The organism is Streptococcus salivarius (assembly GCF_000785515.1).
In the GTDB taxonomy this organism is placed as follows: Bacteria; Bacillota; Bacilli; order Lactobacillales; family Streptococcaceae; genus Streptococcus; species Streptococcus salivarius.
Window position 1 is genome coordinate 863,161 of record NZ_CP009913.1, and the last position, 24,030, is coordinate 887,190.

22 protein-coding genes are annotated in these 24,030 nt (G+C 40.9%); 19 read left to right on the forward strand and 3 right to left on the reverse strand.

The genetic code is table 11. The features are described 5' to 3' along the window. Positions 1–36: 36 nt before the first annotated feature. The gene (locus tag SSAL8618_RS04320) at positions 37–1,119 is read right to left on the reverse strand and encodes a DEAD/DEAH box helicase (protein WP_002890686.1); all 1,083 of its coding nucleotides are present in this window, start codon (positions 1,117–1,119) and stop codon (positions 37–39) included. 91 nt (positions 1,120–1,210) lie between these two features. Here SSAL8618_RS04320 and udk point away from each other — a divergent pair, with 91 nt between their 5' ends. The 5 genes from udk to mprF all read left to right on the forward strand — a co-directional run bounded on the left by udk (position 1,211) and on the right by mprF (position 7,621). Next, complete coding sequence (udk, locus tag SSAL8618_RS04325) at positions 1,211–1,846, forward strand: uridine kinase (protein WP_002890688.1); 636 nt, start codon at positions 1,211–1,213, stop codon at positions 1,844–1,846. 36 nt (positions 1,847–1,882) lie between these two features. Further along, positions 1,883–3,802: an ABC-F family ATP-binding cassette domain-containing protein gene (locus SSAL8618_RS04330; protein ID WP_038675747.1), complete on the forward strand. Its 1,920-nt coding sequence runs from the start codon at positions 1,883–1,885 to the stop codon at positions 3,800–3,802. A 138-nt stretch (positions 3,803–3,940) separates the two neighbouring features. Next, positions 3,941–4,153 carry a YiaA/YiaB family inner membrane protein gene (locus SSAL8618_RS04335; protein ID WP_052124414.1) on the forward strand — a complete coding sequence of 71 codons (213 nt, stop codon included), beginning with the start codon at positions 3,941–3,943 and terminating at the stop codon, positions 4,151–4,153. 196 nt (positions 4,154–4,349) lie between these two features. Next, positions 4,350–5,069 (forward strand): alpha/beta fold hydrolase, encoded by a 720-nt coding sequence (locus tag SSAL8618_RS04340; protein WP_002884019.1) that lies wholly within the window; start codon positions 4,350–4,352, stop codon positions 5,067–5,069. Further along, positions 5,066–7,621: a bifunctional lysylphosphatidylglycerol flippase/synthetase MprF gene (gene mprF / locus SSAL8618_RS04345; protein WP_038675752.1), complete on the forward strand. Its 2,556-nt coding sequence runs from the start codon at positions 5,066–5,068 to the stop codon at positions 7,619–7,621. The genes SSAL8618_RS04340 and mprF overlap by 4 nt, the downstream gene beginning before the upstream one ends. A gap of 53 nt (positions 7,622–7,674) precedes the next feature. Here mprF and gatD read toward each other — a convergent pair whose 3' ends face one another. Together gatD and murT are read right to left on the reverse strand one after the other, a co-directional pair. After that, complete coding sequence (gatD, locus tag SSAL8618_RS04350; RefSeq protein ID WP_038675753.1) at positions 7,675–8,463, reverse strand: lipid II isoglutaminyl synthase subunit GatD; 789 nt, start codon at positions 8,461–8,463, stop codon at positions 7,675–7,677. Beyond that, on the reverse strand, positions 8,463–9,806 hold the full coding sequence (gene murT / locus SSAL8618_RS04355; protein WP_013990772.1) for a lipid II isoglutaminyl synthase subunit MurT: 1,344 nt from the start codon (positions 9,804–9,806) through the stop codon (positions 8,463–8,465). Before murT ends, gatD begins: the two co-directional genes overlap by 1 nt. Before the next feature lie 101 nt (positions 9,807–9,907). On the opposite strand from murT, the gene cdaA reads away from it, so the two are divergent. From cdaA to SSAL8618_RS04425, 14 genes are all read left to right on the forward strand, one after another. Further along, positions 9,908–10,759: a diadenylate cyclase CdaA gene (gene cdaA / locus SSAL8618_RS04360; protein WP_038675756.1), complete on the forward strand. Its 852-nt coding sequence runs from the start codon at positions 9,908–9,910 to the stop codon at positions 10,757–10,759. Beyond that, the gene (locus SSAL8618_RS04365; protein ID WP_002890696.1) at positions 10,756–11,721 is read left to right on the forward strand and encodes a CdaR family protein; all 966 of its coding nucleotides are present in this window, start codon (positions 10,756–10,758) and stop codon (positions 11,719–11,721) included. Before cdaA ends, SSAL8618_RS04365 begins: the two co-directional genes overlap by 4 nt. A 220-nt stretch (positions 11,722–11,941) precedes the next feature. After that, positions 11,942–13,294, forward strand: a complete 1,353-nt coding sequence (glmM, locus tag SSAL8618_RS04370; protein WP_038675759.1) for a phosphoglucosamine mutase — start codon at positions 11,942–11,944, stop codon at positions 13,292–13,294. A gap of 2 nt (positions 13,295–13,296) precedes the next feature. Continuing rightward, positions 13,297–13,737, forward strand: a complete 441-nt coding sequence (locus SSAL8618_RS04375) for a GtrA family protein (RefSeq protein WP_013990768.1) — start codon at positions 13,297–13,299, stop codon at positions 13,735–13,737. 98 nt (positions 13,738–13,835) lie between these two features. Then, entirely contained in the window at positions 13,836–14,522 is a 687-nt protein-coding gene (locus SSAL8618_RS04380; protein ID WP_038675761.1) for a tRNA (adenine(22)-N(1))-methyltransferase, read from the forward strand. Next, positions 14,512–15,300, forward strand: coding sequence for a Nif3-like dinuclear metal center hexameric protein (locus tag SSAL8618_RS04385; RefSeq protein WP_038675763.1), 789 nt, complete (start codon positions 14,512–14,514; stop codon positions 15,298–15,300). The genes SSAL8618_RS04380 and SSAL8618_RS04385 overlap by 11 nt, the downstream gene beginning before the upstream one ends. A 12-nt stretch (positions 15,301–15,312) precedes the next feature. Continuing rightward, entirely contained in the window at positions 15,313–16,140 is an 828-nt protein-coding gene (locus SSAL8618_RS04390) for a ZIP family metal transporter (protein WP_038675766.1), read from the forward strand. A gap of 64 nt (positions 16,141–16,204) precedes the next feature. Continuing rightward, positions 16,205–17,293 (forward strand): NAD(P)/FAD-dependent oxidoreductase, encoded by a 1,089-nt coding sequence (locus SSAL8618_RS04395; protein ID WP_038675768.1) that lies wholly within the window; start codon positions 16,205–16,207, stop codon positions 17,291–17,293. A 187-nt stretch (positions 17,294–17,480) separates the two neighbouring features. Further along, entirely contained in the window at positions 17,481–18,827 is a 1,347-nt protein-coding gene (locus SSAL8618_RS04400; protein WP_038675770.1) for an acyl-CoA thioester hydrolase/BAAT C-terminal domain-containing protein, read from the forward strand. A 211-nt stretch (positions 18,828–19,038) separates the two neighbouring features. Continuing rightward, positions 19,039–19,908 (forward strand): glucose-1-phosphate thymidylyltransferase RfbA, encoded by an 870-nt coding sequence (gene rfbA / locus SSAL8618_RS04405; protein ID WP_038675772.1) that lies wholly within the window; start codon positions 19,039–19,041, stop codon positions 19,906–19,908. Further along, positions 19,908–20,501 (forward strand): dTDP-4-dehydrorhamnose 3,5-epimerase family protein, encoded by a 594-nt coding sequence (locus SSAL8618_RS04410; protein WP_022495791.1) that lies wholly within the window; start codon positions 19,908–19,910, stop codon positions 20,499–20,501. The genes rfbA and SSAL8618_RS04410 overlap by 1 nt, the downstream gene beginning before the upstream one ends. A 270-nt stretch (positions 20,502–20,771) precedes the next feature. Beyond that, complete coding sequence (gene rfbB, locus SSAL8618_RS04415; protein ID WP_038675774.1) at positions 20,772–21,818, forward strand: dTDP-glucose 4,6-dehydratase; 1,047 nt, start codon at positions 20,772–20,774, stop codon at positions 21,816–21,818. A gap of 64 nt (positions 21,819–21,882) precedes the next feature. Further along, complete coding sequence (locus SSAL8618_RS10680) at positions 21,883–22,998, forward strand: hypothetical protein (RefSeq protein WP_223896491.1); 1,116 nt, start codon at positions 21,883–21,885, stop codon at positions 22,996–22,998. Between the two features lie 201 nt (positions 22,999–23,199). Beyond that, the gene (locus SSAL8618_RS04425; RefSeq protein ID WP_038675776.1) at positions 23,200–23,940 is read left to right on the forward strand and encodes a hypothetical protein; all 741 of its coding nucleotides are present in this window, start codon (positions 23,200–23,202) and stop codon (positions 23,938–23,940) included. Positions 23,941–24,030 lie beyond the last annotated feature (90 nt).

The window sequence follows — 24,030 nt, forward strand, 5'->3', positions numbered from 1 at the left end:
GCACTTCAGAGTAAACTGAAGTGCTTTTGTAATGCCTTATTTTTCGTGAAGTTCTTGATTTTTAAGAACCAGTTCTGAAATTTTAGCGAATTTTTTAAGTTTTTTGAGGTCTTCTGGATGGGTTACAAAGCTAATGACGCTGCCTTCATTTCCCATACGACCAGTACGTCCTGCACGGTGAGTATAGGCTTCGCGATCTCGAGGAATATCGAAGTTGATGACTACCTCTAGATTTTCAATATCGATGCCGCGTGCCAAGAGATCAGTACCTAGTAAGAGTGAAATCTCATGATTCTTGAATTTTTCCAAGATAACCTTACGGAATTTGACGTTGATGTCACTAGCCAATGATACCGCTGAAGCCCCGTTAAATTGAAGGCGTTCTTCAGTAGCCCCCAGGTCAGATAGACTGTTAAAAAAGACAAGACAACGGAAGTCAGGTATATTGGAGAACTTACGGAGAAGTTCGACACGGTTGCGTTTATCAACACTGATAAAATAATGTTTGATGGTGTCAATTTCTTGATCAGATAGGTCATAAACGATGGTATTTTCGACAAGATTTTGATCATCAATTTTGTTGGTTGCCGAAATATAAATCATTTGATGGTCACGAGGAACATGGTGGCTGATTTTTGTCACAAAGTGGTATTGGCTATCACTGAGAAGCTCATCAAATTCATCTAGGACGATGGTGTTGACATTCATCATCTTGATCTTTTTGAGTTTAATCAGCTCAAAGACACGGCCAGGTGTTCCGATGAGAATTTCCGGTCCTTTCTTCAGGCGTTCAATTTGTCTCTTTTGACTAGAGCCAGAAAGGAAGAGTTGGGCAGTGAGTCCTAGTGGCTCAGCCCATTGTTTGGTCACATCAAAAATCTGTCCAGCAAGCTCTGAATTGGGTGCTAGGATAAGCAATTGCTGAGATTTTTTGGGCTTGAGTGAGAGGAGCAATGGGAGAAGGTAGGCTAGAGTCTTACCTGTTCCTGTAGGACTGATACCTAGGATATTGTCTCCTTCAGTGATTGGGGCAAAGAGTTCTTTTTGAATGGCAGTCTCTGTAGTGATTCCTTTTTCTTTAAGGAGGTCTTGCCATTGTTCAGGAAAGTTTTTAAACATAAAAGTCTCATTTTCTATATGGATTTGCTTTTATTATATCATGATTTAGTGTAGAATAAATAAGAAAGACTATATTAGATAGGAATTTACCATGCCTAAAAAACCGATTATTATTGGGGTTACGGGTGGCTCTGGTGGAGGTAAGACCAGTGTTTCTCGTGCCATTCTATCAAATTTTCCAGATGAGAAAATTGCTATGATTGAGCATGATTCTTATTATAAGGATCAGTCACATTTGACTTTTGAAGAGCGTGTATCAACTAACTACGACCATCCCTTTGCCTTCGATACAGATCTTATGATTGAACACATCAATGAGCTGATTGCTGGGCGTCCAGTGGATATTCCGATTTATGACTACACCCAACACACTCGTAGTGAAAAGACTTATCGTCAGGAACCACAGGATGTCTTCATTGTTGAAGGGATTTTGGTACTTGAGGATAAACGCTTGCGTGATTTGATGGATATCAAGCTTTTTGTAGATACTGATGATGACATTCGTATTATCCGTCGTATCAAGCGTGACATGGAAGAGCGTGGCCGTAGCTTGGATAGTATTATTGAGCAATATATCAGTGTGGTTAAACCTATGTACCACCAGTTTATCGAACCTACGAAACGCTACGCAGATGTGGTGATTCCTGAAGGTGTCACAAATACTGTTGCTATCGATTTGATTAATACTAAGGTAGCAAGCATTTTGAAAGAAAGTCAGAAAGCCTAAGCAGGAGCTTGGCTTTTTTGGTATAATTGAAACGTTATGATTATTTTACAAGGAAACAAGATTGAGCGCTCTTTCTCAGGGGATGTGCTCTTTGATAATATTAATATTCAGGTAGATGAACGCGATCGTATTGCCCTTGTTGGACGTAACGGTGCTGGGAAATCAACCCTATTGAAAATTTTGGTTGGAGAGGAAGCGCCGACAAGTGGTGAAATCAACACCAAACGTGATTTGAATTTGTCTTACTTAGCTCAGGATAGTCGCTTTGAGTCTAGCAATACCATCTATGCGGAAATGTTAAATGTTTTTGCAGGTCTTCGTGCAGACGAAAAACGCCTTCGTGACATGGAAATGAAGATGGCTGAGTTAACTGGGTCAGACTTGGACAAGTTAATGACTGACTACGATCGCCTTTCTGAGGATTTCAGACAGCGAGGTGGTTTTACCTATGAATCTGATATCAGAGCCATTCTCAATGGTTTTAAGTTTGATGAAAGCATGTGGGAGATGCCTATTTCAGATCTTTCTGGAGGGCAAAACACGCGCTTAGCTTTGGCGAAAATGCTGCTTGAGAAGCCTGAACTCTTGGTACTGGATGAACCGACTAACCACTTGGATATCGAAACCATTGCCTGGTTGGAGAATTACCTGGTCAATTATCAGGGAGCTCTAATCATTGTCAGTCACGACCGTTATTTTTTGGATAAGGTGGCGACAGTAACCCTGGATTTGACCAAACATAGTTTAGATCGTTATGTCGGAAACTATTCAAAATTCATGGACCTTAAGGCTGAAAAGTTGGCCACTGAAGCAAAGAACTTCGAAAAACAACAAAAGGAAATTGCTAAGTTGGAGGACTTTGTTAATCGTAATATTGTCCGTGCTTCTACAACTAAGCGTGCTCAAGCCCGTCGTAAACAGCTAGAGAAAATGGAACGTCTGGATAAGCCAACAGAAGGCCAGAAGTCAGCTAATATGACTTTTCATGCGGATAAGGTCTCTGGGAATGTGGTCTTGACAGTTAAGGATGCTGCTATTGGTTATGACGATGAGATTCTCTCAGAGCCTATTTCCCTGGATGTTAAGAAGATGGATGCCATTGCCATTGTGGGACCTAATGGTATCGGAAAAACAACCTTTATCAAGTCGGTAGTAGGTAAACTACCATTTATCAAGGGGACATCAACTTATGGTGCCAATGTTGAAGTGGGTTACTATGACCAAACCCAATCTGCCTTGACACCGTCAAACACTGTTCTTGATGAGTTGTGGAATGATTTTGCGACAACTCCTGAAGTTGAGATTCGTAACCGTCTGGGAGCCTTTCTCTTCTCAGGTGATGATGTCAAAAAGTCGGTTTCCATGCTTTCGGGTGGTGAGAAGGCTCGCTTGCTCCTAGCTAAATTATCAATGGAAAACAACAACTTTCTCATCCTAGATGAGCCGACCAACCACTTGGACATTGATAGTAAGGAAGTCTTGGAAAATGCCCTCATCGACTTTGATGGAACGCTTCTTTTTGTCAGCCACGACCGTTACTTTATCAACCGAGTGGCAACCAAAGTGATGGAAATTTCTGAGGATGGAGCGACCATTTATCTTGGAGACTACGATTACTACCTTGAAAAGAAGGCGGAGCTTGAAGAGTTAGCACGTCTTGAGGCAGAGGAAAATCAAGTATCAGAGGAAGTCCAAGTGGCTTCAGCGGGAGCTAGTGATTATCAAGCTCAAAAAGCCAATCAAAAAGAGATGCGTAAACTAAGTCGACGCATTGAGCAAATTGAAAATGAGCTAGAGACGATTGAGGAACGCTTGGAGGAAATTTCTGCTGCCATGCTTGAAACAAATGATGTGGCAGAATTGTCTGACTTGCAGAAAGAGCTGGATGACTTATCAGTTTCTCAAGAAGCTCTGATGGAAGAGTGGAGTGACTTATCAGAACAGTTGGAAGGTTAAGGAATGATGAGAGCCTTTTCATGTTTTGAGTTGTGAAAGGCTTACATTGTTGGTATAATAGTCTTAGTATATAAAAGGAGACTAACTTTATGAACAAAGTAAAGAAAAAAAGTGTATCGTAACACAACATCTTTCAACATGATGGCATGGGGATCATTTGCCTTCTTCGTAATCTTGATGTTGGTAGGCCTCTATACCCTTAAAGAGCCTTTGATGGTTAAGGGTTACTACCTCATGGGATGTGTTGGCTTGATTTCATCTTCCTTTACAGTATCTAAGGTTGTCCGTGATAATCAAGAAGATGAAGAAAACTATAACAAACTCATCGCACAACAAACTTTCGAACAATAAGAAGAGAAGCCTGAAAAGGCTTTTTCTTTTTTGCAGAAAATGCACAAATATTCTGACTCTTTCCTAGTGGAAGTGTTATAATGGAGTGAAGAGGGTTAGATGGTTTTGGAATGAGATAAGTCCAATTCATCAGCCTCAATGCCTTATAAGACTAATTATCGTATAAGAATGCGTTAGTGAAAAGGTAGGTAATATTATGGAATTCAAAGTGAAAGATGGTCAAATCATCTATTATCGTGATCTCGGTAAAGGCTTTCCAATTGTTTTTTTGCATGGCAATAATTTGTCAGGAAATTACTTTGGTAAGCAAGGAATTCTGTATCGAGACTATCGTTTAATTTTCATTGATAGTCGTAATCACGGCAGGTCCAGTCGTCATAGTGTTAAGATGACCTTTGAACAGATGGCTGCCGATTTGGAGGAAATTTTGCAATATTTGAATATCAAGAAGGCCTTATTTGTCGGTCATAGTGATGGTGCCAATTTGGCTATGGTTTATGCTAGTCGTTATCCTGACCGGATTGCAGGGCTTTTGCTTAATGCGGGAAATATGACCTTTAATGGGTTGACGAGACGCTCAAGATTCGCGGTCTATCTACAATATCTTTGCTTAAAAGCCTTGTCACCATTTTCATCTAAAATGGATATCATGGCTCAGGTAACGGGGCTTATGCTTCATGACTTGCCACTAGATAGGGAACGTCTACATCAGGCTGCCTATCCTGTTTGGGTAGTTATGGGGCAAAGGGATGTTATCAGTATCAGGCATTCTAGGGAGATTTCAGAACTCTTTCCGATTCATAAGCTCTATGTCCAACGTCGTGAAGGGCATCGTCTAGCTCAACGTAAATATAAGATTTTCAATCAAATGATTCGTGAGCTTGTGAGAATTAGTCGAAAAGAGGTGGTGGCATGAAGCGTCTTTTAGAGAGACTTCAACCTTTAAAAGCGGCCGTTAAATCTATCTTCTTTATCTCGATTACGGTTCTTGTCGTCATAGAATTGGTTCGCCTCAAACGGACCATCACTTTAGAGTCACTTGAGTCAGCTCTGGCCGGTTTGTCTATTTGGCATCTTGTTTTGATGGCTATCATCGGACTAGTCGCTGTCTCCCCTATGCTCTTTTATGACATCATACTGAATAAGGAGCTAGAAACGGATTATTCCAAATCCTATATCTTAGAAACAAGTTGGGCTGTTAACACCATCAATAATTTAGCTGGTTTTGCTGGTTTGGTCGATGTGGGTCTGAGATATTCCTTTTATTCTGAGGATGGGCAGGAAAAGACGGGTGTTAAGGCACTTTCTCGTTTATTGCCTTACTTTATGTCTGGCCTATCCCTTTTAAGTGGTTTGGTATTCGCTGTCTTTTGGTTCTTCCCTCTAAGTCCAGATTTAAGAAAGTATTGGTTACTGTTATTGGGTATTTTCCTTTATCTGCCTTTTATTTTCTTTGTTTCTAGTCGTGAAAAATTAGCCTATTTTGGTCAAGTACCATTGAAAACGAGGCTAAGTCTTCTTTTAGCTTCGACAGCTGAATGGGGAACGGCCCTTGGAGGCTTTGTAAGTGTAGCTTATTTAATGGGCTTGCATGTTCCTCTTTATAATCTGATTCCTCTTTATTTCCTAGCGGTTATTATTGGTATCTTCTCTATGATTCCGGGCGGGATTGGTAGTTTCGATTTGATTGTGATTACCGGTCTGACCTCTATGGGGGTTAGTAATGCTCTTGCGGTTAGTCTGCTCTTGCTCTTTCGTTTAACTTACTACGTTATTCCCTTCTTGTTAGGTGTTGTCTTCTTTTTCAAACACATGGGAGGGCGTATCAACGAGAAATACTTCAAACTTTCTTCACGAGTATTTGGTGGAACTCTCCACCGTTTTCTCGTGTATTTGCTGCGTTTTTTAGGGATTTTCTTGATTTTGTCAGCCTTAATCCCTGAACGCTTGGCAAATGTCTACTTTATTAGCAGTTTTGATCCTATTCAGGAACAGTTGATTTGGCAATTCCCAAGTATCCTATTTGGAACCCTATTCATTTTCATGGCTCGTCTCATCAGACGTCGGGTGAAGGGAGCTTTCATTGCTTCCTTAATAACCTTTGTCTTGACTTTGATTTATGTCAATCTCAATGGTATTTCTTGGGCTATGTCTTTCCTAATTGTACTCTCTTTGGTGCTTATGTTGATCATCAGAAAGAGGTTGTATCATCGTTACTTTGTTTATAGTTGGGAAGACAAAACAAAGGATTTCCTTTTCCTAGCCTTTACTATTCTGGTTCTTCTTGTTCTGGGTGGCAGCGGTTTTTGGTCTCATTTATTGCCACCTAAGAACCGGGATGTTCTTGGACATTTTGTTCATATTTGGTTTGATATTTTACTGGCATCAGTTATCATTGCAGCTATTGTTTGGGGAGTCTTGAGAATTTTGGCACCCCGTAGGCCTTTTGGTCAAAGTATGGATGATGAGCGCTTCACAGCTCTCCTTGAGAAATATGGGGGTGCATCAGAAAGTGCCTTGGCTTATTTACATGATAAACGCCTCTTTTGGTATCGTGTCGATGGACAAGACCAGGTAGTTTTCCAATTTGCACAAACCAGCAATAAATGTGTGGTTATGGGAAATCCAATAGGTAATGAAAACTATTACCGAGCAGCTTGGGAATCTTTCTTGAAGACACTATCAGATTGGAATTTACAAGCCTTGTTTTATGAGGCAGACGAGAGTATTACCCTGATGCTTCATGATTATGGCTTTGATTTTATGAAATTTGGGGAAAACGCCATGGTTGATTTGACGACATTCTCTGTCGATGGTAAGCATGGTAAGAAGTTCCGTAAACCAACCAATCGTGTCGAAAAAGCAGGTTTCCAGTTTAAATTGCTTGATCCTCCATTTTCAGAGACTCAGATGCAAGAAATGAAGGCTGTCTCAGATATTTGGCTTAACGGTCGTAAGGAGAAGGGCTTCTCTCTTGGTTTCTTTGATGAAGCCTATCTGCAGCAGGCACCGATTGCTATTGTGGAGAGTGAGGAAGGAGAAATTGTAGCCTTTGCTAATATCATGCCAACCAAAAACAAACGGGTGGCGACGATTGACCTTATGCGTTATGATTTTGAAAAGGCACCTGAAGGCATCATGGATTACCTCTTTGTCAAACTCTTCCAGTACTTCCAAGCGGAAGGAAAGCAATACTTTGATATGGGAATGGCTCCACTCGCGAATGTGGGTACTGAAGAAGATAGCTTCTTGGAAGAGAAGGTTGCCAATTTGGTCTATGTCTTTGCCCAGCGTTTTTACTCTTTTAGTGGACTCCAACGTTATAAGGAAAAGTTCTCTCCAATATGGTCTCCAAAATACATTGTTTATCCTAAACGAACTTGGCTCTTGTTTGATATGATTGCCATTTTAAGAATTGATAATCGTAAAATTGAAGATAGATTGAAGAAAAGACGTCTTTGGAAATAGATATGAAAAAATAGCGAAACCCTAGGGTTTCGCTATTTTGCTATGTCATAGAATTATTTCTCAAATTCTGCTTTTGATTTAGTATCTGCGTATTCTTCTGCAATCTCACTTGAGAGAATGTCATCGTAACTTGGCAATTTAATGTCTTGGCCATATTTGTTACGAAGGGCAGTTGTGACCAAACGGTAGGCGAGGTTGGCGTTACGAGAAAGAATTGGTCCATGGAAGTAGCTACCATAAACATTTTTATAGTGGACACCTTCAGTACCATCTTCCTTGTTATTACCATTACCGTAGACCACTTTTCCAAGTGGTTTTTCATCCTCAGAAAGGAAGGTGCGTCCTTGGTGATTTTCAAAACCATAGTAAGTTTCATCAAACTCTTCGTTATGGATTTTGATATCACCGATGTAACGGTTATTTTCTTGATTAAGGGTGTAGTGGCCCATGACGCCGATACCATCAATACGGACACCGTTAGCCTGGATATAATATTGTCCAAGAAGTTGGAAACCACCACAGATGGCTAGGATTACTTTATTATCTTGGATGAATTGACCAATGGCATCACGTTTAGATGGGAGATCTTTGGCAACGATAGATTGTTCGTAGTCTTGACCACCTCCAAAGAAGACCATGTCGTAGTGGTCCTTGTCAAAGTCATCTCCAACTGAAACGATGTCGAAGGTCATCTTAGCACCAAGTTTCTCCCCCACGTATTTGATCATAAGGACATTACCGTTGTCACCGTAGGTATTGAGCAGATTACCATAAAGGTGGGCAACATTTAGGTCATAGGTGTAGTCACGATTTTCTGGAGATTTGAGTGAAGTATAGGTCATTAGTTCATCTCCTTTCCGACAGCATGACGTTGAGCAAGAATATCACGGAATTCAAGCATGGCAGTATAGGTCGCCAAGATATAGGCATGATCGCAATCTTGTTTTTCAATCAAGGCCATAATATCTTCAAGTTTTTCTGCTTGCGTAATCTTATCCTCTGGATAGCCAGTCACACGAAGGCGGCGAGCAATTTCAGAATGGCGAACACCACCAGCATTAATCTCAGGGATATCCATCTCGAGAATGCTTTCAAAGTTGGCATCCCAAATCCAGCTGGTGTCAATACCATCAGCATAGTTAGCATTAAGAAGGACTGACAAGCTAAATGGATAATCTGCAAGTTTAATCATGTCAAGAGCTTGGCTAGCTCCTACGGGATTCTTAATTAGTACGAGGGTACATGATTTGTCACCAATCTTAAAGGTTTCTTGGCGTCCAAAGACAGCACGACTCTTATCAAAACCAGCTTTGATTTGCTCTGGAGCCACTCCGAAGAATTCAGCGACAGAAACAGCAGCAAGGGCATTGTAGATGTTATAAAGACCACCGACATTAATCTTGTAATCTTGTCCATCAATGACAAATTCAGAAGTAGTGTTGGTGATTTTAGTCAACTCTGTCAGCTTATAATCTAATTCTGGACGGTGGAAGTCGCAGTTAAGGCACACATAGTCACCCAAGTTAGCGTAGGTATTAAGGCGATACTGAAGAATACTCTCACATTTAGGGCAGACAATACCTTCAGTATTATAATGAGCCAGCTCTGGATCATGTTTTTCAGTGTCAAAACCGTAGAAACGCACGGGATTGACTACCTCTTTAGAATTGAAAAGAGGACTGTCTCCATTGGCCAAAATAGTAGCCTCAGGTGCCTTAGCAGCACCATCTAGAATCATCTGATAAGTGGTATAGATTTCACCATAGCGGTCCATTTGGTCACGGAAAATATTTGTGAAGACAAAAAGACTTGGAGTGATGTATTCAGTGATTTTTGGAAGGCTAGCCTCGTCAATTTCTAAGACAGCGATTTTCTTACCAGACTTGGCTTTTTTTGCTGTTAGGAAAGTAGAAGTGATTCCTGTGATCATGTTGGCCCCACTAGGGTTGGTCACAATCTCACCAAAAGCTTCTTTAAGAATTCCTACTGTTAAAGCTGTTGTCAGAGTCTTACCATTGGTTCCAGTGACAACAACAATCTCGTAATCCTTGGCTAAAGTGTCTAAAATATCTTTGTCAAATTTAAGGGCGATTTTTCCAGGCAGGGTTGAGCCACGTCCCAATTTTGAAAGGACGAAATGGCTAGCTTTTCCCGCTAGAATTCCCATGGTAGTTTTCATAGTCATGAATTTATTTTATCACAAAAAGTAGTGATTGTAGTCTCAAAATAGTTAGAATTCGTGGTATAATAGAAACTGTTTAAAAATTAAAAGAAAGTGTGATATGTATGGGAATACTTTCGTCCATTGATATTGATTTTTGGCGGTCACTCTTTGATAGTCCGCTGAAAGTTGTCGTCAATAGTTTGGACATATTGATTGTTGCTTTTTTAATTTATCGCTTTATTAGGGCCCTACGAGGGACAAAAATTATGACCCTTGTTCAAGGGGTTGTCTTATTTATTTTAGTCAAACTGATTTCTGATTTTATAGGCTTCACGACGATTTCTTATTTGATGAATCAGGTTATCAACTATGGAGCCATTGCGGCGGTTGTAATCTTTGCGCCAGAGCTTCGTTCTGCGCTTGAAACCTTTGGACGTACGCCTCAGCATTTTTTGCAAAATAAAGAGGTTAGCTCAGATGAGAAGTTGGTTCAAGCCTTCGTTAAAGCTGTTAAGTACATGAGTCCTCGTAAGATTGGGGCGCTGGTTTCTATTGAACAGACTCAGACCTTACAAGAGCAGATTGCGACGGGTATTCCACTTGATGCAGTGGTGACTGGGGAACTGTTAATTAATATTTTCATCCCAAATACACCGCTTCATGATGGGGCTGTTATCATCAGAGATAACAAGGTTGCGACGGCTTGTTCTTATCTGCCATTGACGGAATCTAATAAGATTTCCAAAGAGTTTGGAACTAGACATAGGGCTGCTATTGGTCTTTCAGAACAGACAGATGCACTGACTTTTGTTGTGTCTGAGGAAACTGGTGCGATTTCAATTGCTTACAAGGGGAATTTCATCCATGATCTCTCGGTTCAAGAATTTGAACAAGAGTTGAGTCTTATCTTGTTGAAAGAACAAGAACCACGTCAGTCATTCTTCCAACGTTGGATTGGAGGTAGTAAAAAATGAAGCGTTTCGTAAATTTCTTTAAAAACGATCGTTTATGGCAGATGCTAGTTGCTCTCTTCTTTGCTGTGGTACTCTTTTTCACGGCATGGTCGGGAAATACGCAAAATAAAAACAATAGTTCAAGTGCATCTAATACCTTTACACAAACCGTTGAGTCGGTTCCTGTGGATATTAAATATGATAGTGATAAATACTTTATCAGTGGTTATTCCTATGATGCCGAAGTCTATTTGACAGCGACAACACAGCTGGCTTTAACGACTGAGACAAGTAGTGATACGCGTCACTTTAAATTAGTTGCTGATTTGTCGAATCTGGGTCAAGGAACCAGTCGAGTACCTATTCAGGTTAAGGATCTTCCAGCTGGAATGTCTGCGCAAGTATCGCCATCAACCTTGACAGCGACTATTGGTAAAAAAGCCAGCAAGACCTTTGACGTCGTAGCTAACATCACATCAGATAAGTTAGCAAATGGCTATGAAGTTAAAAAAGTTAGCCTGGATGCAACCAAGGTAGAGGTGACTTCGAGTGAAGATATCATTAACCAGATTGATCATGTTCAAGCAGTATTGGAAGGCGATTCCAACCTGTCTGAAGATTATGATGGGAACTTGGTCCTTCAAGCAGTTTCGACAAATGGAACAGTCCTAGCAAGTTCAATCTCACCAGCTAAGGTGCATGCCAAGATTAGTTTGCGAAAATTAAGCAAATCTGTTCCTGTTAAGGTCGAACTGACTGGAGATAAGGCTAGCAATGTGTCTAGTATCAGCTATAGCTTTAATCGTGGACATGTGACTATTGTTGGTAGCCAAGAAGCTATGGATAAGATTGATAGCATTACAGTCCCTGTGGACATTAGCCAAGTGACTAAGGACACTTCAAAAACAATAGACCTTAAGGCAGAAGGTGTTACGGTTCAGCCTGGCACTGTTAAGGTTAACTTAAAAGTCACGCAAAAATAGGGGAGTTACATTTTTCTCAAATTCATGTATAATGGATGGGATTGAGAGGGACTAATCTCATAAAAATGTAACCAATTAAAAATGTTTAAAATCAAGGGTTGAAAATATTGGCGAAATCTTATAAAGTTAGATTGTCTAGATAGATTTCACTAGATTGACTCTTGCTAAACAGCATCACAGTTTAAGGAGGATTTAGTGCTTAAGCACTAATAATAGAATTATGGGTAAATATTTTGGAACAGACGGTGTTCGTGGAGAAGCAAACGTTGAACTTACGCCTGAATTGGCCTTTAAATTAGGTCGTTTTGGTGGTTATGTGCTTAGCCAACATGAGACTGGCCGTCCTAAAGTTTTTGTGGCACGTGATACACGTATCTCTGGTGAGATGTTGGAATCTGCCTTAGTAGCAGGTTTGCTCTCAGTGGGTATTGAAGTCTACAAACTTGGAGTACTTGCGACACCTGGCGTCTCATACTTGGTCCGTACGGAAAATGCAAGTGCTGGTGTTATGATTTCAGCCAGCCATAATCCAGCTCTTGATAATGGTATCAAGTTCTTTGGTGGCGATGGCTTTAAATTGGATGATGCGCGTGAAGCGGAAATTGAAGCCCTTCTCGATGCTGCAGAAGATACGCTTCCACGCCCTTCAGCTGAGGGACTTGGAACACTTGTGGATTATCCAGAGGGTCTTCGTAAATACGAAAAATTCTTGGTGGCTACAGGTGTTGACCTCGGTGGCATGAAAGTTGCCTTGGATGCGGCTAATGGAGCAGCTGCGGTATCTGCACGTAACATTTTCCTTGACTTGAACGCAGAAATCTCTGTTATTGGTGACCAACCTGATGGCCTTAACATCAATGCTGGTGTTGGTTCGACACACCCAGAGCAGTTGCAAGCCTTGGTTAAAGAAACTGGCTCAGCTATTGGTCTTGCCTTTGATGGTGACAGTGACCGTCTCATCGCTGTTGATGAAAATGGCGATATTGTTGATGGTGATAAGGTGATGTATATCATTGGTAAACATTTGTCTCAAAAAGGCGAGTTGGCTAAAAATACTATTGTAACAACAGTTATGTCAAACCTTGGTTTCCACAAGGCACTTGACCGCGAAGGCATTAACAAGGCAGTGACAGCTGTTGGTGACCGTTATGTTGTCGAAGAAATGCGTAAAAACGGCTACAACCTTGGTGGTGAACAGTCTGGACACGTTATTATCATGGATTACAACACAACAGGTGATGGTCAATTGACAGCTATCCAATTGACTAAAGTCATGGTTGAAACAGGTAAGAGCTTGTCTGAATTGGCTTCAGAAGTGACCATCTATCCACAAAAATTGGTTAATATCCGTGTGGAAAATAGCATGAAAGATAAGGCTATGGAAGTTCCTGCAATTGCCGCTATCATTGAAAAAATGGAAGCTGAGATGGATGGAAATGGACGTATCTTGGTTCGTCCAAGTGGTACTGAACCTCTTCTTCGTGTTATGGCAGAAGCCCCAACAGATGATGAAGTGAACTACTATGTTGATACGATTGCTGATGTTGTTCGTGCAGAAATTGGATTGGACTAAGTATGATAGCTAAGCTCAGAGCCTTCATGGCCACCGAAGTTTTCAAGTACCTTTTCTTTGGTGTCTTGGCAACTTTGGTCTATATGGTCAGTCGTACTTTGATTTTCCAGTTTACCCAACAAGGAACACTTTCAGCAGTCTTAGCGAATGCGATTGCCATAATCTTTGCCTTTTTTACAAATGACATGTTTGTCTTTAATCAGGAAAAGACAGGTATGGTTACGCGCTTTGTTAAGTTCGTGGGTGCTCGCCTATTGACCTTGGTCTTGGATTTGGCTCTGGCCTATTTCTTGGTCGATACCTATCCAGAAATTATTGGTCAATTTGTTGGTCATAGTCATGCTTGGGTAAACGGTATCGAGAGCCTCTTCTCTCAGGTCCTTATCATTGTATTGAACTATATTATTTCTAAATTCTTCGTCTTTACAGGCGAGAAAGTATAAGCAAAAAGGAAGTTGTTAGGAAATGTGTTAAAAGCATTTCTTACCAACCTCCTTTTTTGATATAATTGAAGAGACTTAAAAAAATAGAAAGATGAAACATGTACGTACAATTATCTCAACGCCTTAAGGATGTAGCAACCTATGTTCCCAAAGGCGCAAAACTCTTGGATGTAGGCAGTGATCATGCCTATCTTCCGATTTATTTACTTGAAAAAGGTCTGATTACTTCAGCTATTGCTGGAGAAGTGGTAAAAGGGCCCTATGAATCTGCTCTTGCTAATGTCTCAGCTTCTGGTTTCCAAGATAAAATCGAGGTGCGCTTGGCTAATGGCTTGGCTGCCTTTGAGCCTGCTGATGACGTAACCACTATCACGATTTGTGGTATGGGAGGACGTCTTATTGCGGATATCCTTGATGCTGGAAAGGACAAACTTAAGGGCGTAGACCGTCTGATTTTACAACCAAATAATCGTGAAGATGATATCCGTATCTGGTTGATGCAAAATGGTTTTGAGATTATTGCAGAGTCTATCATGACTGAAAATGGCAAATACTACGAAATCATGGTGGCAGAAGCTGGTCACATGAGCCTTTCGGACAAGGAAGTGCGTTTTGGTCCTCATCTCATGAAAGACCAATCTCAGGTTTTCCAGCTCAAATGGCAACGCGAAATCAATAAATTAGAGATTGCTTTAGGATCCATTCCACTGGCCAATCAGGCTGATCGTACAGCTATTGAAGATAAAATTCAAACCATTAAGGAGGTTTTGAATCATGTTAGCTAGTGAACTTATTAAGACTTATGAAGAATTTTGTCCACAGGAGCTTTCTATGGAAGGTGATGTGGTTGGCTTGCAGATTGGTAGTCTGGACAAAGAGATTCAGAAGGTCACGGTTACCTTGGATGTTCGTGAGAATACGGTAGCCGAAGCCATTGAAAAAGGTGTGGACCTCATTATTGCTAAACATGCTCCAATTTTTCGTCCAGTTAAGGATTTGGTGTCTTCGCCTGACCGAGATATTTTACTTGACCTGGTTAAGCATGATATTGCAGTCTATGTGAGTCATACTAATATTGATGTCGTTAATAATGGGCTTAATGATTGGTTCTGTGACTTACTTGATATTAAAGACACCACTTATTTAACGCAGACTTCTGAAAATCATGGAATCGGTCGAGTAGGTGATATCGTGCCTCAGACTATTGAAGAACTTGCTCTTAAAGTAAAAGCAGTTTTTGGTTTGGACAGTGTTCGCTTGGTTCGTTATGACCATGATAATCCTCTTGTTAGCCGTGTGGCTATTTGTGGGGGTAGTGGTCAAGGATTTTACAAGGATGCTTTGAAAAAGGGCGCACAAGTCTTTATCACTGGTGATGTTTACTACCATACAGGGCAAGAAATGATTACTAATGGTCTCTTGGCTATTGACCCTGGGCACCATATTGAAGCCCTCTTTATTTCAAAGATTGCTGAGAAACTTGAGGCTTGGAAACGTGAGCATGATTGGAATGTGATCATACTTGAAAGTCAGTCCTCAACAAATCCTTTTGACCATTTGTAGGAGGATGTGTCTGTGACTTGGCTTCTACATCAAAATGTGGTCTTTTTGGCCTTGCTTGCTGGTCTTTTTACTTGGGGCTGTACCATTGTCGGCTCGGCCATTGTTTTCTTCTTCAAGAATATTAGTCGTAAATTATTAGATATCATGATGGGCTTTGCAGCTGGTGTCATGATTGCGGCCTCTTTTTGGTCACTTTTGGATCCCTCTTTAACTTATGCGACTCAAAATGGCTATGGGAAATGGTCCTGGTTTCCTGCAGCAGCTGGCTTCTTGCTTGGTGGTGTTGCCCTTCGTTTGATTGATGCTGTCGTTCCACATTTGCATTTGGGAAATGACATCTCAAAAGCAGAAGGGATTCAACCTCGTAAGAAAAAGTTGTCCAAGACAGCCCTGCTCTTTTTGGCTATCACGATTCATAATTTTCCAGAGGGATTGGCGGTTGGTGTTACCTTTGGTGCCCTAGCTGGTGGGAATATGACACTTGCTGGTCTTATGGGAGCCATTGGCCTAGCTATCGGTATTGGTTTGCAGAATGTCCCTGAAGGTGCAGCCCTCTCTATTCCCATTCGAGCAGATGGAAAATCTCGTATCAAGGCCTTTTATTGGGGATCTATGTCAGCCATCGTGGAGCCTATAGGGGCTGTTATGGGAGCTGCTCTTGTCATGTGGATGATGGCGATTATTCCTTATGCTTTGGCTTTTGCGGCAGGTGCCATGATCTTTGTGGTAACGGAGGAATTGATTCCTGAATCACAAACCAATGGTAATACTGACGTCGCAACCTTGGGGCTCATGGTTGGCTTTGTTGTTATGATGGTCATGGACGTGGCCTTAGGTTAAAAATACTAAAGAGCTGTGCCTATTGATATAGGACTCAGCTCTTTTCAAATAGATGGAGTAAAAAATGAAAATTGCAATTGTTGGTGCAGGTATCGTCGGCTCAACGGCTGCCTACTACTTATCAAAAGAAAAAGACGTAGAGGTTACAGTATTTGATCATGGTCTTGGGCAAGCAACCAAGGCGGCAGCAGGGATTATCAGCCCCTGGTTTTCCAAGCGTCGTAATAAGGCCTGGTATCGAATGGCCCGTTTGGGAGCCGATTTTTACCAAGATTTAGTTTCAGATCTTGAAAATGATGGTTATGACACGAGCTTCTATGATCAGTCTGGTGTAGCCCTTCTCAAGAAAGATGATAGTAAGTTGGACGGTTTGTATCAGCATGCAGAAACTAGGCTAGAAGAATCACCCATTATTGGTGAACTCTCTATAAAAAATGCTGTCGACCTCCCGGAATTTACTGGATTTGACCGTTATCTCTATGCTTCTGGAGGTGCCAGAGTGGAGGGTGCAGAATTAACAGCGACTTTGATTGAGGCCTCTAGTTTTGAAAAGGTAGAGGGTCTAGTCACACTATCTCCTCTTGATAATGGCACTTACGAGATTAATGGGCAAACTTTTGACAAGGTCATTCTCTCTTGTGGTGCCTGGCTAGGTCAAACGCTTGAACCCCTTGGTTTTGAAGTAGATGTTCGCCCCCAAAAGGGGCAATTGCGTGACTATTTCTTTGAGGGCCTGGATACTGGTAGATTACCTGTTCTGATGCCAGAGGGCGAATTGGATGTCATTCCTTTTGCTGGTGGAAAGATTTCGGTAGGGGCCAGCCATGAAAATGACCAAGGCTTTGATTTGACAGTTGATGAGACTGTACTTGCAAGTCTGGAGGAAGAGGCTAAGACCTATTTCCCTGACTTAAGTACGGCTAAGTCCATCTCAGAACGTGTGGGAACTAGAGCCTACACGAGTGATTTCTCACCTTTCTTTGGAGAAGTTCCAGAACTTGAGGGTGTCTTTGTCGCCTCAGGTTTAGGATCTTCAGGGCTTACGACGGGGCCACTGATTGGAAAAAATCTGGTTGATTTGGCCATGAACCGACCTGGTAGTTTGGACAGTGCAGACTATCCAGTGGCTCAGTACGTTAAGAAAAAAGACTAATAGTATTAAAGCCCTCCAATATATTGAAATTTATGAATCAGTTAGCTATTTCTCTTTATTGAGGGATGCTAGCTGATTCTTTTTTTTATTAGAGCTCATCATATCTATTTCTTATTTAATTAGAAGATGATAAAATAGTAACTGTTCATCGATTGTAGGTGAATACTAATAAAAAAGGGGAGGGACTATGTTCCAAAAAGTTAAAGTATATGTGACAGTCATTGTTACTTTGCTAGCCATCAGTTTAGGCCTGTCTGTCAAAGCAGGGGCAGCAGAAGACTTGGCTGTGACAAAGACAAGTATTGTTCTAGAAAGTTATGAGTTTGGACCGGCTGTAACCAAAGTCATTTTTGAATTTAATCAGAAGGTCACGCCAGAGGTTGTTCACAGCTCAACTCAGGTTACAACAGCAGGGGTCAGTCGTCAGGTAACGAACTCTTATGTGTCTGATGATCGGGGGCATGTGGTCTATTATGACAACAGTAAGTACGTGACGCTTGAATTGAGCCTGCCGTCTTATAATCGCTACAACATGGGTGGGAATGCTGAACCTATGTATTTTAACCTTTCTACTTGGACCAATCAATGGCTGGAAAGTTATATGGTGTCGATGAAAGATTTGTCAGTAGTGGCAGAGGGTAGTAGTCAGTCACAGATGGTTTCATCTGAGCAAGATGCCATCAACAATCGTTTGATGCCAACGACGGAAGTTTTCGACGAGCGAGGACAGGTAGGTAACATGCAGTATGCGGCTTATAGTGCCCAGACCGGTACGGGAAATAGCACCAAACCATTGATAGTCTGGTTACACGGCATTGGTGAAAGAGGGACAGACATGAATATTCCGCTTCTTTCAAATGACGTCTATGCGCTTACCCAGCCTGAGATTCAAGGCCATTTCTTAACAACTGGTGATCAGGCGCGTGGGGTTAATGTTTTAGCTGTTCAAACCCAGACACCTTGGGGGTCAGATAATGCAGCCCAACTCAAAGAGACCATTGATACCTACCTAGCTAATCACCCTGAGGTAGATAAGGGACGAATCTATCTTGCGGGAGTTTCAAATGGTGGTGGTATGGTTTTGACCATGGGAGCAACCTATCCAGATTATTTTGCAGCACTCGTTCCAATTGCAGCGCCACTAACTGTTGACCAATCTGGAATTGATAAACTGAAGAACCAGCCTATGTGGTTGATTCACACAAAGGCAGACGCAACAGTACAACCAGAAAATAGTGTCTTGCCTTTATATAAGAGCTTGATTACCTCTGGAGCTACTAACAAGTGGTTCTCATATTTTGAAACAGCTACTGGGACTGATCTTCCTGGGACAGAGTATGATGGGCATTGGGCTTGGATTTATTTCTTCCATGACCAGGTGATTGGCGTTCAGCATCCTGAAAATACGAAAAATTGGGATGGTTACAGTGGTATGGTAGCCACTGATCCAACCAATGGAGGTGGCTCTCGTGCCAGTGTCAATGGACAAACTTATAACAGTATCTTTGACTGGATGAGTGCACAACGACACTAAGAGGATGATAATCACGCTCCCCAAGGGGAATATTGCGAGATATTATCTTCAATCGAAGGGGTTTCAAGTGAAATCCTTTTTTGATTGCATTAAGAAAATGGACACTTGTGATTTTCTTAATGAAAGCTTAAGAACATAGGGTTTACCGTGACAAGAGGGCTGAAAAATGCTAAAATATAGGTAATATATTAGAGAAAAAAGGAGCCTTCTTATGAAAGGTATTATTCTTGCAGGCGGTTCAGGGACACGTTTGTATCCATTGACACGTGCTGCATCAAAACAACTGATGCCGATTTACGATAAACCAATGATTTACTATCCACTTTCAACGCTTATGTTGGCTGGTATTAAGGAAATCCTCATCATCTCAACGCCACAGGACCTTCCACGTTTTGAAGAGCTCCTTGGTGATGGTTCTGAGTTCGGTATTTCACTTTCTTATGCAGTACAACCAAGTCCAGATGGATTGGCTCAAGCCTTTATCATTGGTGAAGACTTTATTGGTGACGATAGTGTTGCACTTGTCCTTGGGGATAATATTTTCCATGGCAATGGTCTTTCTGCCATGCTTCAACGTGCTGAAGCTAAGGAAAAAGGCGCTACAGTCTTTGGTTATCAAGTTAAGGACCCAGAACGTTTTGGAGTTGTTGAGTTTGACGACAATATGAATGCCATCTCTATCGAGGAAAAACCTGAGCATCCAAAATCAAACTTTGCTGTAACTGGTCTTTATTTCTATGACAATGATGTTGTGGAAATTGCCAAAAATATCAAGCCAAGCCCTCGTGGCGAACTTGAAATCACGGATGTTAACAAGGATTACCTAGAACGTGGAGACCTCTCTGTTGAGCTTATGGGACGTGGCTTTGCTTGGTTGGATACAGGCACTCACGAAAGTCTCTTGCAAGCTGCTCAGTACATCGAGACAGTTCAACGTTTGCAAAATGTCCAAGTAGCTAACCTTGAAGAGATTGCCTATCGCATGGGTTATATCACTAAAGAACAGGTTCTTGAATTGGCACAACCACTTAAGAAAAACGAATACGGACAATATTTGCTCCGTTTGATTGGAGAAGCATAATGACTGAACAATTTTTTGGTAAAGAACTAGCTGCCCGCAAGATTGATGCTATCCCAGGTCTGCTTGAATTTGATATTCCAGTACATGGGGACAACCGTGGCTGGTTTAAAGAAAACTTCCAAAAGGAAAAGATGTTGCCACTTGGTTTTCCAGAGTCATTCTTTGCAGAAGGAAAATTGCAAAATAACGTTTCTTTCTCACGTAAAAATGTCTTGCGTGGCTTGCACGCTGAGCCTTGGGATAAATACATCTCAGTAGCAGATGAAGGAAAGGTTCTTGGAACTTGGGTTGACCTCCGTGAAGGTGAAACGTTTGGAAATACTTACCAAACAGTGATTGATGCCTCAAAAGGAATCTTTGTTCCTCGTGGTGTTGCCAATGGTTTCCAAGTTTTGTCTGACAAAGTATCCTATAGCTACCTCGTAAACGATTACTGGGCACTTGAACTTAAACCTAAATACGCCTTTGTCAACTACGCTGACCCAAGCCTTGATATCAAGTGGGAAAACTTGGAAGAAGCAGAAGTCTCAGAAGCAGATAAAAATCACCCATTGCTCAAAGACGTTAAACCCCTCAAACCAGAGGATTTGTAAGAATATAGCTCTTAAAACAATTAAGAAAATCATTATATAGTTTTTAGCTTTGTTATAAACGAGCGAAGCGAGCTATATGATTAGCTTTCCGCCGTGAGAAAAGCACCTGAACCATTGTGTTTCAGGTGCTCGGAGGTTTTGAGACATTAGGCTCAAAACTTAGTCATGGAACTTCTTCGAAGTTCGCTGACGTCCGTACTCACCTAAGGAAAGCTAAAAAAGATTGATTTAAGGAACGATTAAGAAAAAACAATATTTTTTGGAGAAAAAATGACTGAATATAAAAACATCATCGTAACTGGTGGCGCAGGTTTCATCGGTTCAAACTTTGTACACTATGTCTACAACAATCATCCAGACGTACATGTGACTGTCCTTGACAAACTCACTTACGCTGGTAACCGTGCTAACATTGAAGAAATCCTTGGTGACCGTGTTGAATTGGTTGTTGGTGATATTGCTGATGCTGAATTGGTTGATAAATTGGCTGCTAAGGCTGATGCTATCGTCCACTATGCGGCTGAAAGCCACAATGATAATTCATTGAACGACCCATCACCATTTATCCACACAAACTTTATTGGTACATACACACTTTTGGAAGCTGCTCGTAAATACGATATTCGTTTCCACCACGTGTCAACAGACGAAGTTTATGGTGACCTTCCATTGCGCGAAGATCTCCCTGGACACGGTGAAGGTCCTGGTGAAAAATTCACAGCAGAGACAAAATACAACCCATCATCACCATACTCATCAACTAAGGCTGCTTCAGACCTTATCGTTAAAGCATGGGTGCGTTCATTTGGTGTTAAGGCAACTATTTCAAACTGCTCAAACAACTATGGACCATACCAACACATCGAAAAATTCATCCCACGTCAAATCACCAATATCTTGTCAGGAATTAAACCAAAACTTTATGGTGAAGGTAAAAACGTCCGTGACTGGATCCACACTAACGACCACTCAACTGGTGTTTGGGCTATCCTCACTAAGGGTCGTATCGGTGAAACTTACTTGATTGGTGCCGATGGTGAAAAGAACAACAAGGAAGTTCTTGAACTCATCCTTGAAAAAATGGGTCAACCAAAAGATGCTTACGATCGTGTAACAGACCGTGCTGGTCATGATTTGCGTTACGCTATTGACTCAACAAAATTGCGTGAAGAACTTGGTTGGGAACCACAATTTACAAACTTTGAATCAGGTTTGGAAGAAACAATCAAGTGGTACACAGATAACCAAGACTGGTGGAAAGCCGAAAAAGAAGCTGTTGAAGCTAACTACGCTAAGACACAAGAAGTGCTTAAATAATTGGAAAATCTATCACTTCCAAGCTAGTGATAGATTTTTCTATTAAGAAATCTTAGGAGAGATGATGAATAGAAAAGAATGGATTGAATATTTTGAAGCGATTAATAATCGTAAGCCCACTATTCAGGAGTGTCAGCAAGCCCTTCTAAATGGTGAATTTGTTATGGAAGGAAAACAAGCTACTTTTTCTAACAATGGAAAGTCTGTGACTGAAGGAGCCATGCCTTTACCAAATCAAATGACTGGTCAAATGGTCAACCCAGCTTATTCACAACAAATGGTCTTTGTTAAGAAGAAAAAGTTTGGCAAGAAGACTTTTATTGGTCTTGGGATTGCTTTATTTCTTGTTGTAGCAACAAGTCTTGGCCTCTTTTTGTTTTCTTCCAAAGGAACAAACTTGGGTGGCTTGTGGGTAAATGGTAACAATACCGCTCTTGTTTATGAGTTAAATGGAAAGAAGTCAAAACTCGTTGCTGGTTATCCGGAAGAAGAAATCACAGAAATTTCTATTGGTAATAAAGTTAGACAGAAGTTTGAAGTACGTTTAGAAGATGTCAGTAATTCAAAACTAAAAACTATTGCTGATTTTGACAAGAAATATCAATTACAGACCAAAGAAATCATACTGGTTAAGACGGGATGGTTTGGCTACTATAATCTGATTCAGAGGGATGGGACAAATGTCATTTTAGACATAGGCTTATCAGAAGTATTTTCCCACGGATCAAACACTAAAGAATTTAAAAAGAGATGTCTTTTTTATAAGGCAGAGGTTCCAAAAGACTTTGTTGGAAAATGGAAGACATATGATGATGAAGATGAATCAGAAGGAGAATTGACTATCTCTGAAAATGGTGTTATGACTACAGATTCTGATGATATAGATATCTTAATTGCTAAGCCTTTAGATATCTTAATTGCTAAGCCTTTAAAAGAATATCTGGCGGATCAATCAGGCAGCGTAGATAATGGTAAGGTGCAAAAAGAGTTTGCTAAAATACAGAAGTCTCTTAAGTCACATGGTTATCAGGCTAAGAGTGTTAATGACATCTACCACAATGCGAGAAAGTCATACTATTATGTCGTTGTAGATGGTGGCAAGCGCATTATTGTCTTGGAGGATAGATCCAACCTTCCCTCTATACGGGTTATATTGAAAGAGAAGACAAATAGTAATTAGGATACCTCTAGCAGGTAAGAAGTACCTAAATAAGATGCAGAAGTCTATCATTCCTCTAGGAGTGATGGGCTTTTTTTACTTGTAAATACGACATTAACTTATGACAGTGATACAATTAATTACATAAACGTTACAAAAATTACATAAAATACTTGATTTTTGTAATAAAATATATATAATAGACATATAGAAAAGAGGTTTATGAAAATGAAAAGAAAAGTGATCCGTGTTTGTTCCCTTGTTTTGTTGTCTGTAGCTGTTTCTACAGCACTTGTCGGATGTGGCTCTAAGTCAGAAAAAGACACTGCAGCATCATCTACAACTTCAACTTCTAAAGTAATGAAGTCATCTGCTAAAACAAAAACATCTGAGAAGAAGTCTGCTAAAAAGGCAAAGACAGAAGCTTCATCTTCAAAGGATTCTCAAGGTCAAGAAGAAGTGAGTGCTCCTGAATCTAGCTCTGCAAAAAGTCAAGCTACAGCTGAAAATGATGGTCAAGCAGGGACAAGTGGTAGTGCTACATCTGAGTCAAACAAGTCTAGTCAAGCAACAGCAGATACCCAAAGTGACGCTCCTGTTCCAGCAGCTTTGGTTGGAACTTGGACTGGTACGAGTCCTCAAGCAACAGACATTAGTTTTACAGTTGATGCCGAAGGAAACATCACTTCAAAGGCAAATTTCAATGTGGATTACGAACCTTATCGTCAAAGCTCAACAACAGCAAAAGCCGTTCAAATTTCTGGAAATCTCTACGTTTGGGAGGGTGGCGATTTTTCAACCTTGCTTCCTGGTATTACAGGACTAGGGGGAGCTGGTTTCCAAGCTAAGCCTGGTTTTATTCTTGAAAATGGAACCTACACGCCAGTGCAATTCATTTCAGACTTGGGACCAACCTTTGATTATAGCAACTACAACGCTTTCCCATTCTCATTAACAAAATAATAGGAAGAGGCTATCTGAAGAGGTAGCTTCTTTTTTGCCTCAACTCTTATCATTCAAGATCTCATTTCTGCTTAAAAAATGGTAGAATAG

Excerpts from the sequence above, each read along its gene's own strand:
- rfbA (WP_038675772.1), top strand. The coding sequence starts at position 19,039 with ATGAAAGGTATTATTCTTGCAGGCGGTTCAGGGACACGTTTGTATCCA.
- SSAL8618_RS04385 (WP_038675763.1), top strand. The coding sequence starts at position 14,512 with ATGTTAGCTAGTGAACTTATTAAGACTTATGAAGAATTTTGTCCACAG.
- rfbB (WP_038675774.1), top strand. The coding sequence starts at position 20,772 with ATGACTGAATATAAAAACATCATCGTAACTGGTGGCGCAGGTTTCATC.
- SSAL8618_RS04380 (WP_038675761.1), top strand. The coding sequence starts at position 13,836 with ATGTACGTACAATTATCTCAACGCCTTAAGGATGTAGCAACCTATGTT.
- glmM (WP_038675759.1), top strand. The coding sequence starts at position 11,942 with ATGGGTAAATATTTTGGAACAGACGGTGTTCGTGGAGAAGCAAACGTT.
- SSAL8618_RS04395 (WP_038675768.1), top strand. The coding sequence starts at position 16,205 with ATGAAAATTGCAATTGTTGGTGCAGGTATCGTCGGCTCAACGGCTGCC.
- SSAL8618_RS10680 (WP_223896491.1), top strand. The coding sequence starts at position 21,883 with ATGAATAGAAAAGAATGGATTGAATATTTTGAAGCGATTAATAATCGT.
- gatD (WP_038675753.1), bottom strand. The coding sequence starts at position 8,463 with ATGACCTATACTTCACTCAAATCTCCAGAAAATCGTGACTACACCTAT.
- SSAL8618_RS04375 (WP_013990768.1), top strand. The coding sequence starts at position 13,297 with ATGATAGCTAAGCTCAGAGCCTTCATGGCCACCGAAGTTTTCAAGTAC.
- murT (WP_013990772.1), bottom strand. The coding sequence starts at position 9,806 with ATGACTATGAAAACTACCATGGGAATTCTAGCGGGAAAAGCTAGCCAT.
- SSAL8618_RS04330 (WP_038675747.1), top strand. The coding sequence starts at position 1,883 with ATGATTATTTTACAAGGAAACAAGATTGAGCGCTCTTTCTCAGGGGAT.
- cdaA (WP_038675756.1), top strand. The coding sequence starts at position 9,908 with ATGGGAATACTTTCGTCCATTGATATTGATTTTTGGCGGTCACTCTTT.
- SSAL8618_RS04425 (WP_038675776.1), top strand. The coding sequence starts at position 23,200 with ATGAAAATGAAAAGAAAAGTGATCCGTGTTTGTTCCCTTGTTTTGTTG.
- SSAL8618_RS04400 (WP_038675770.1), top strand. The coding sequence starts at position 17,481 with ATGTTCCAAAAAGTTAAAGTATATGTGACAGTCATTGTTACTTTGCTA.
- SSAL8618_RS04340 (WP_002884019.1), top strand. The coding sequence starts at position 4,350 with ATGGAATTCAAAGTGAAAGATGGTCAAATCATCTATTATCGTGATCTC.
- udk (WP_002890688.1), top strand. The coding sequence starts at position 1,211 with ATGCCTAAAAAACCGATTATTATTGGGGTTACGGGTGGCTCTGGTGGA.
- SSAL8618_RS04335 (WP_052124414.1), top strand. The coding sequence starts at position 3,941 with ATGATGGCATGGGGATCATTTGCCTTCTTCGTAATCTTGATGTTGGTA.
- SSAL8618_RS04410 (WP_022495791.1), top strand. The coding sequence starts at position 19,908 with ATGACTGAACAATTTTTTGGTAAAGAACTAGCTGCCCGCAAGATTGAT.
- mprF (WP_038675752.1), top strand. The coding sequence starts at position 5,066 with ATGAAGCGTCTTTTAGAGAGACTTCAACCTTTAAAAGCGGCCGTTAAA.
- SSAL8618_RS04320 (WP_002890686.1), bottom strand. The coding sequence starts at position 1,119 with ATGTTTAAAAACTTTCCTGAACAATGGCAAGACCTCCTTAAAGAAAAA.
- SSAL8618_RS04365 (WP_002890696.1), top strand. The coding sequence starts at position 10,756 with ATGAAGCGTTTCGTAAATTTCTTTAAAAACGATCGTTTATGGCAGATG.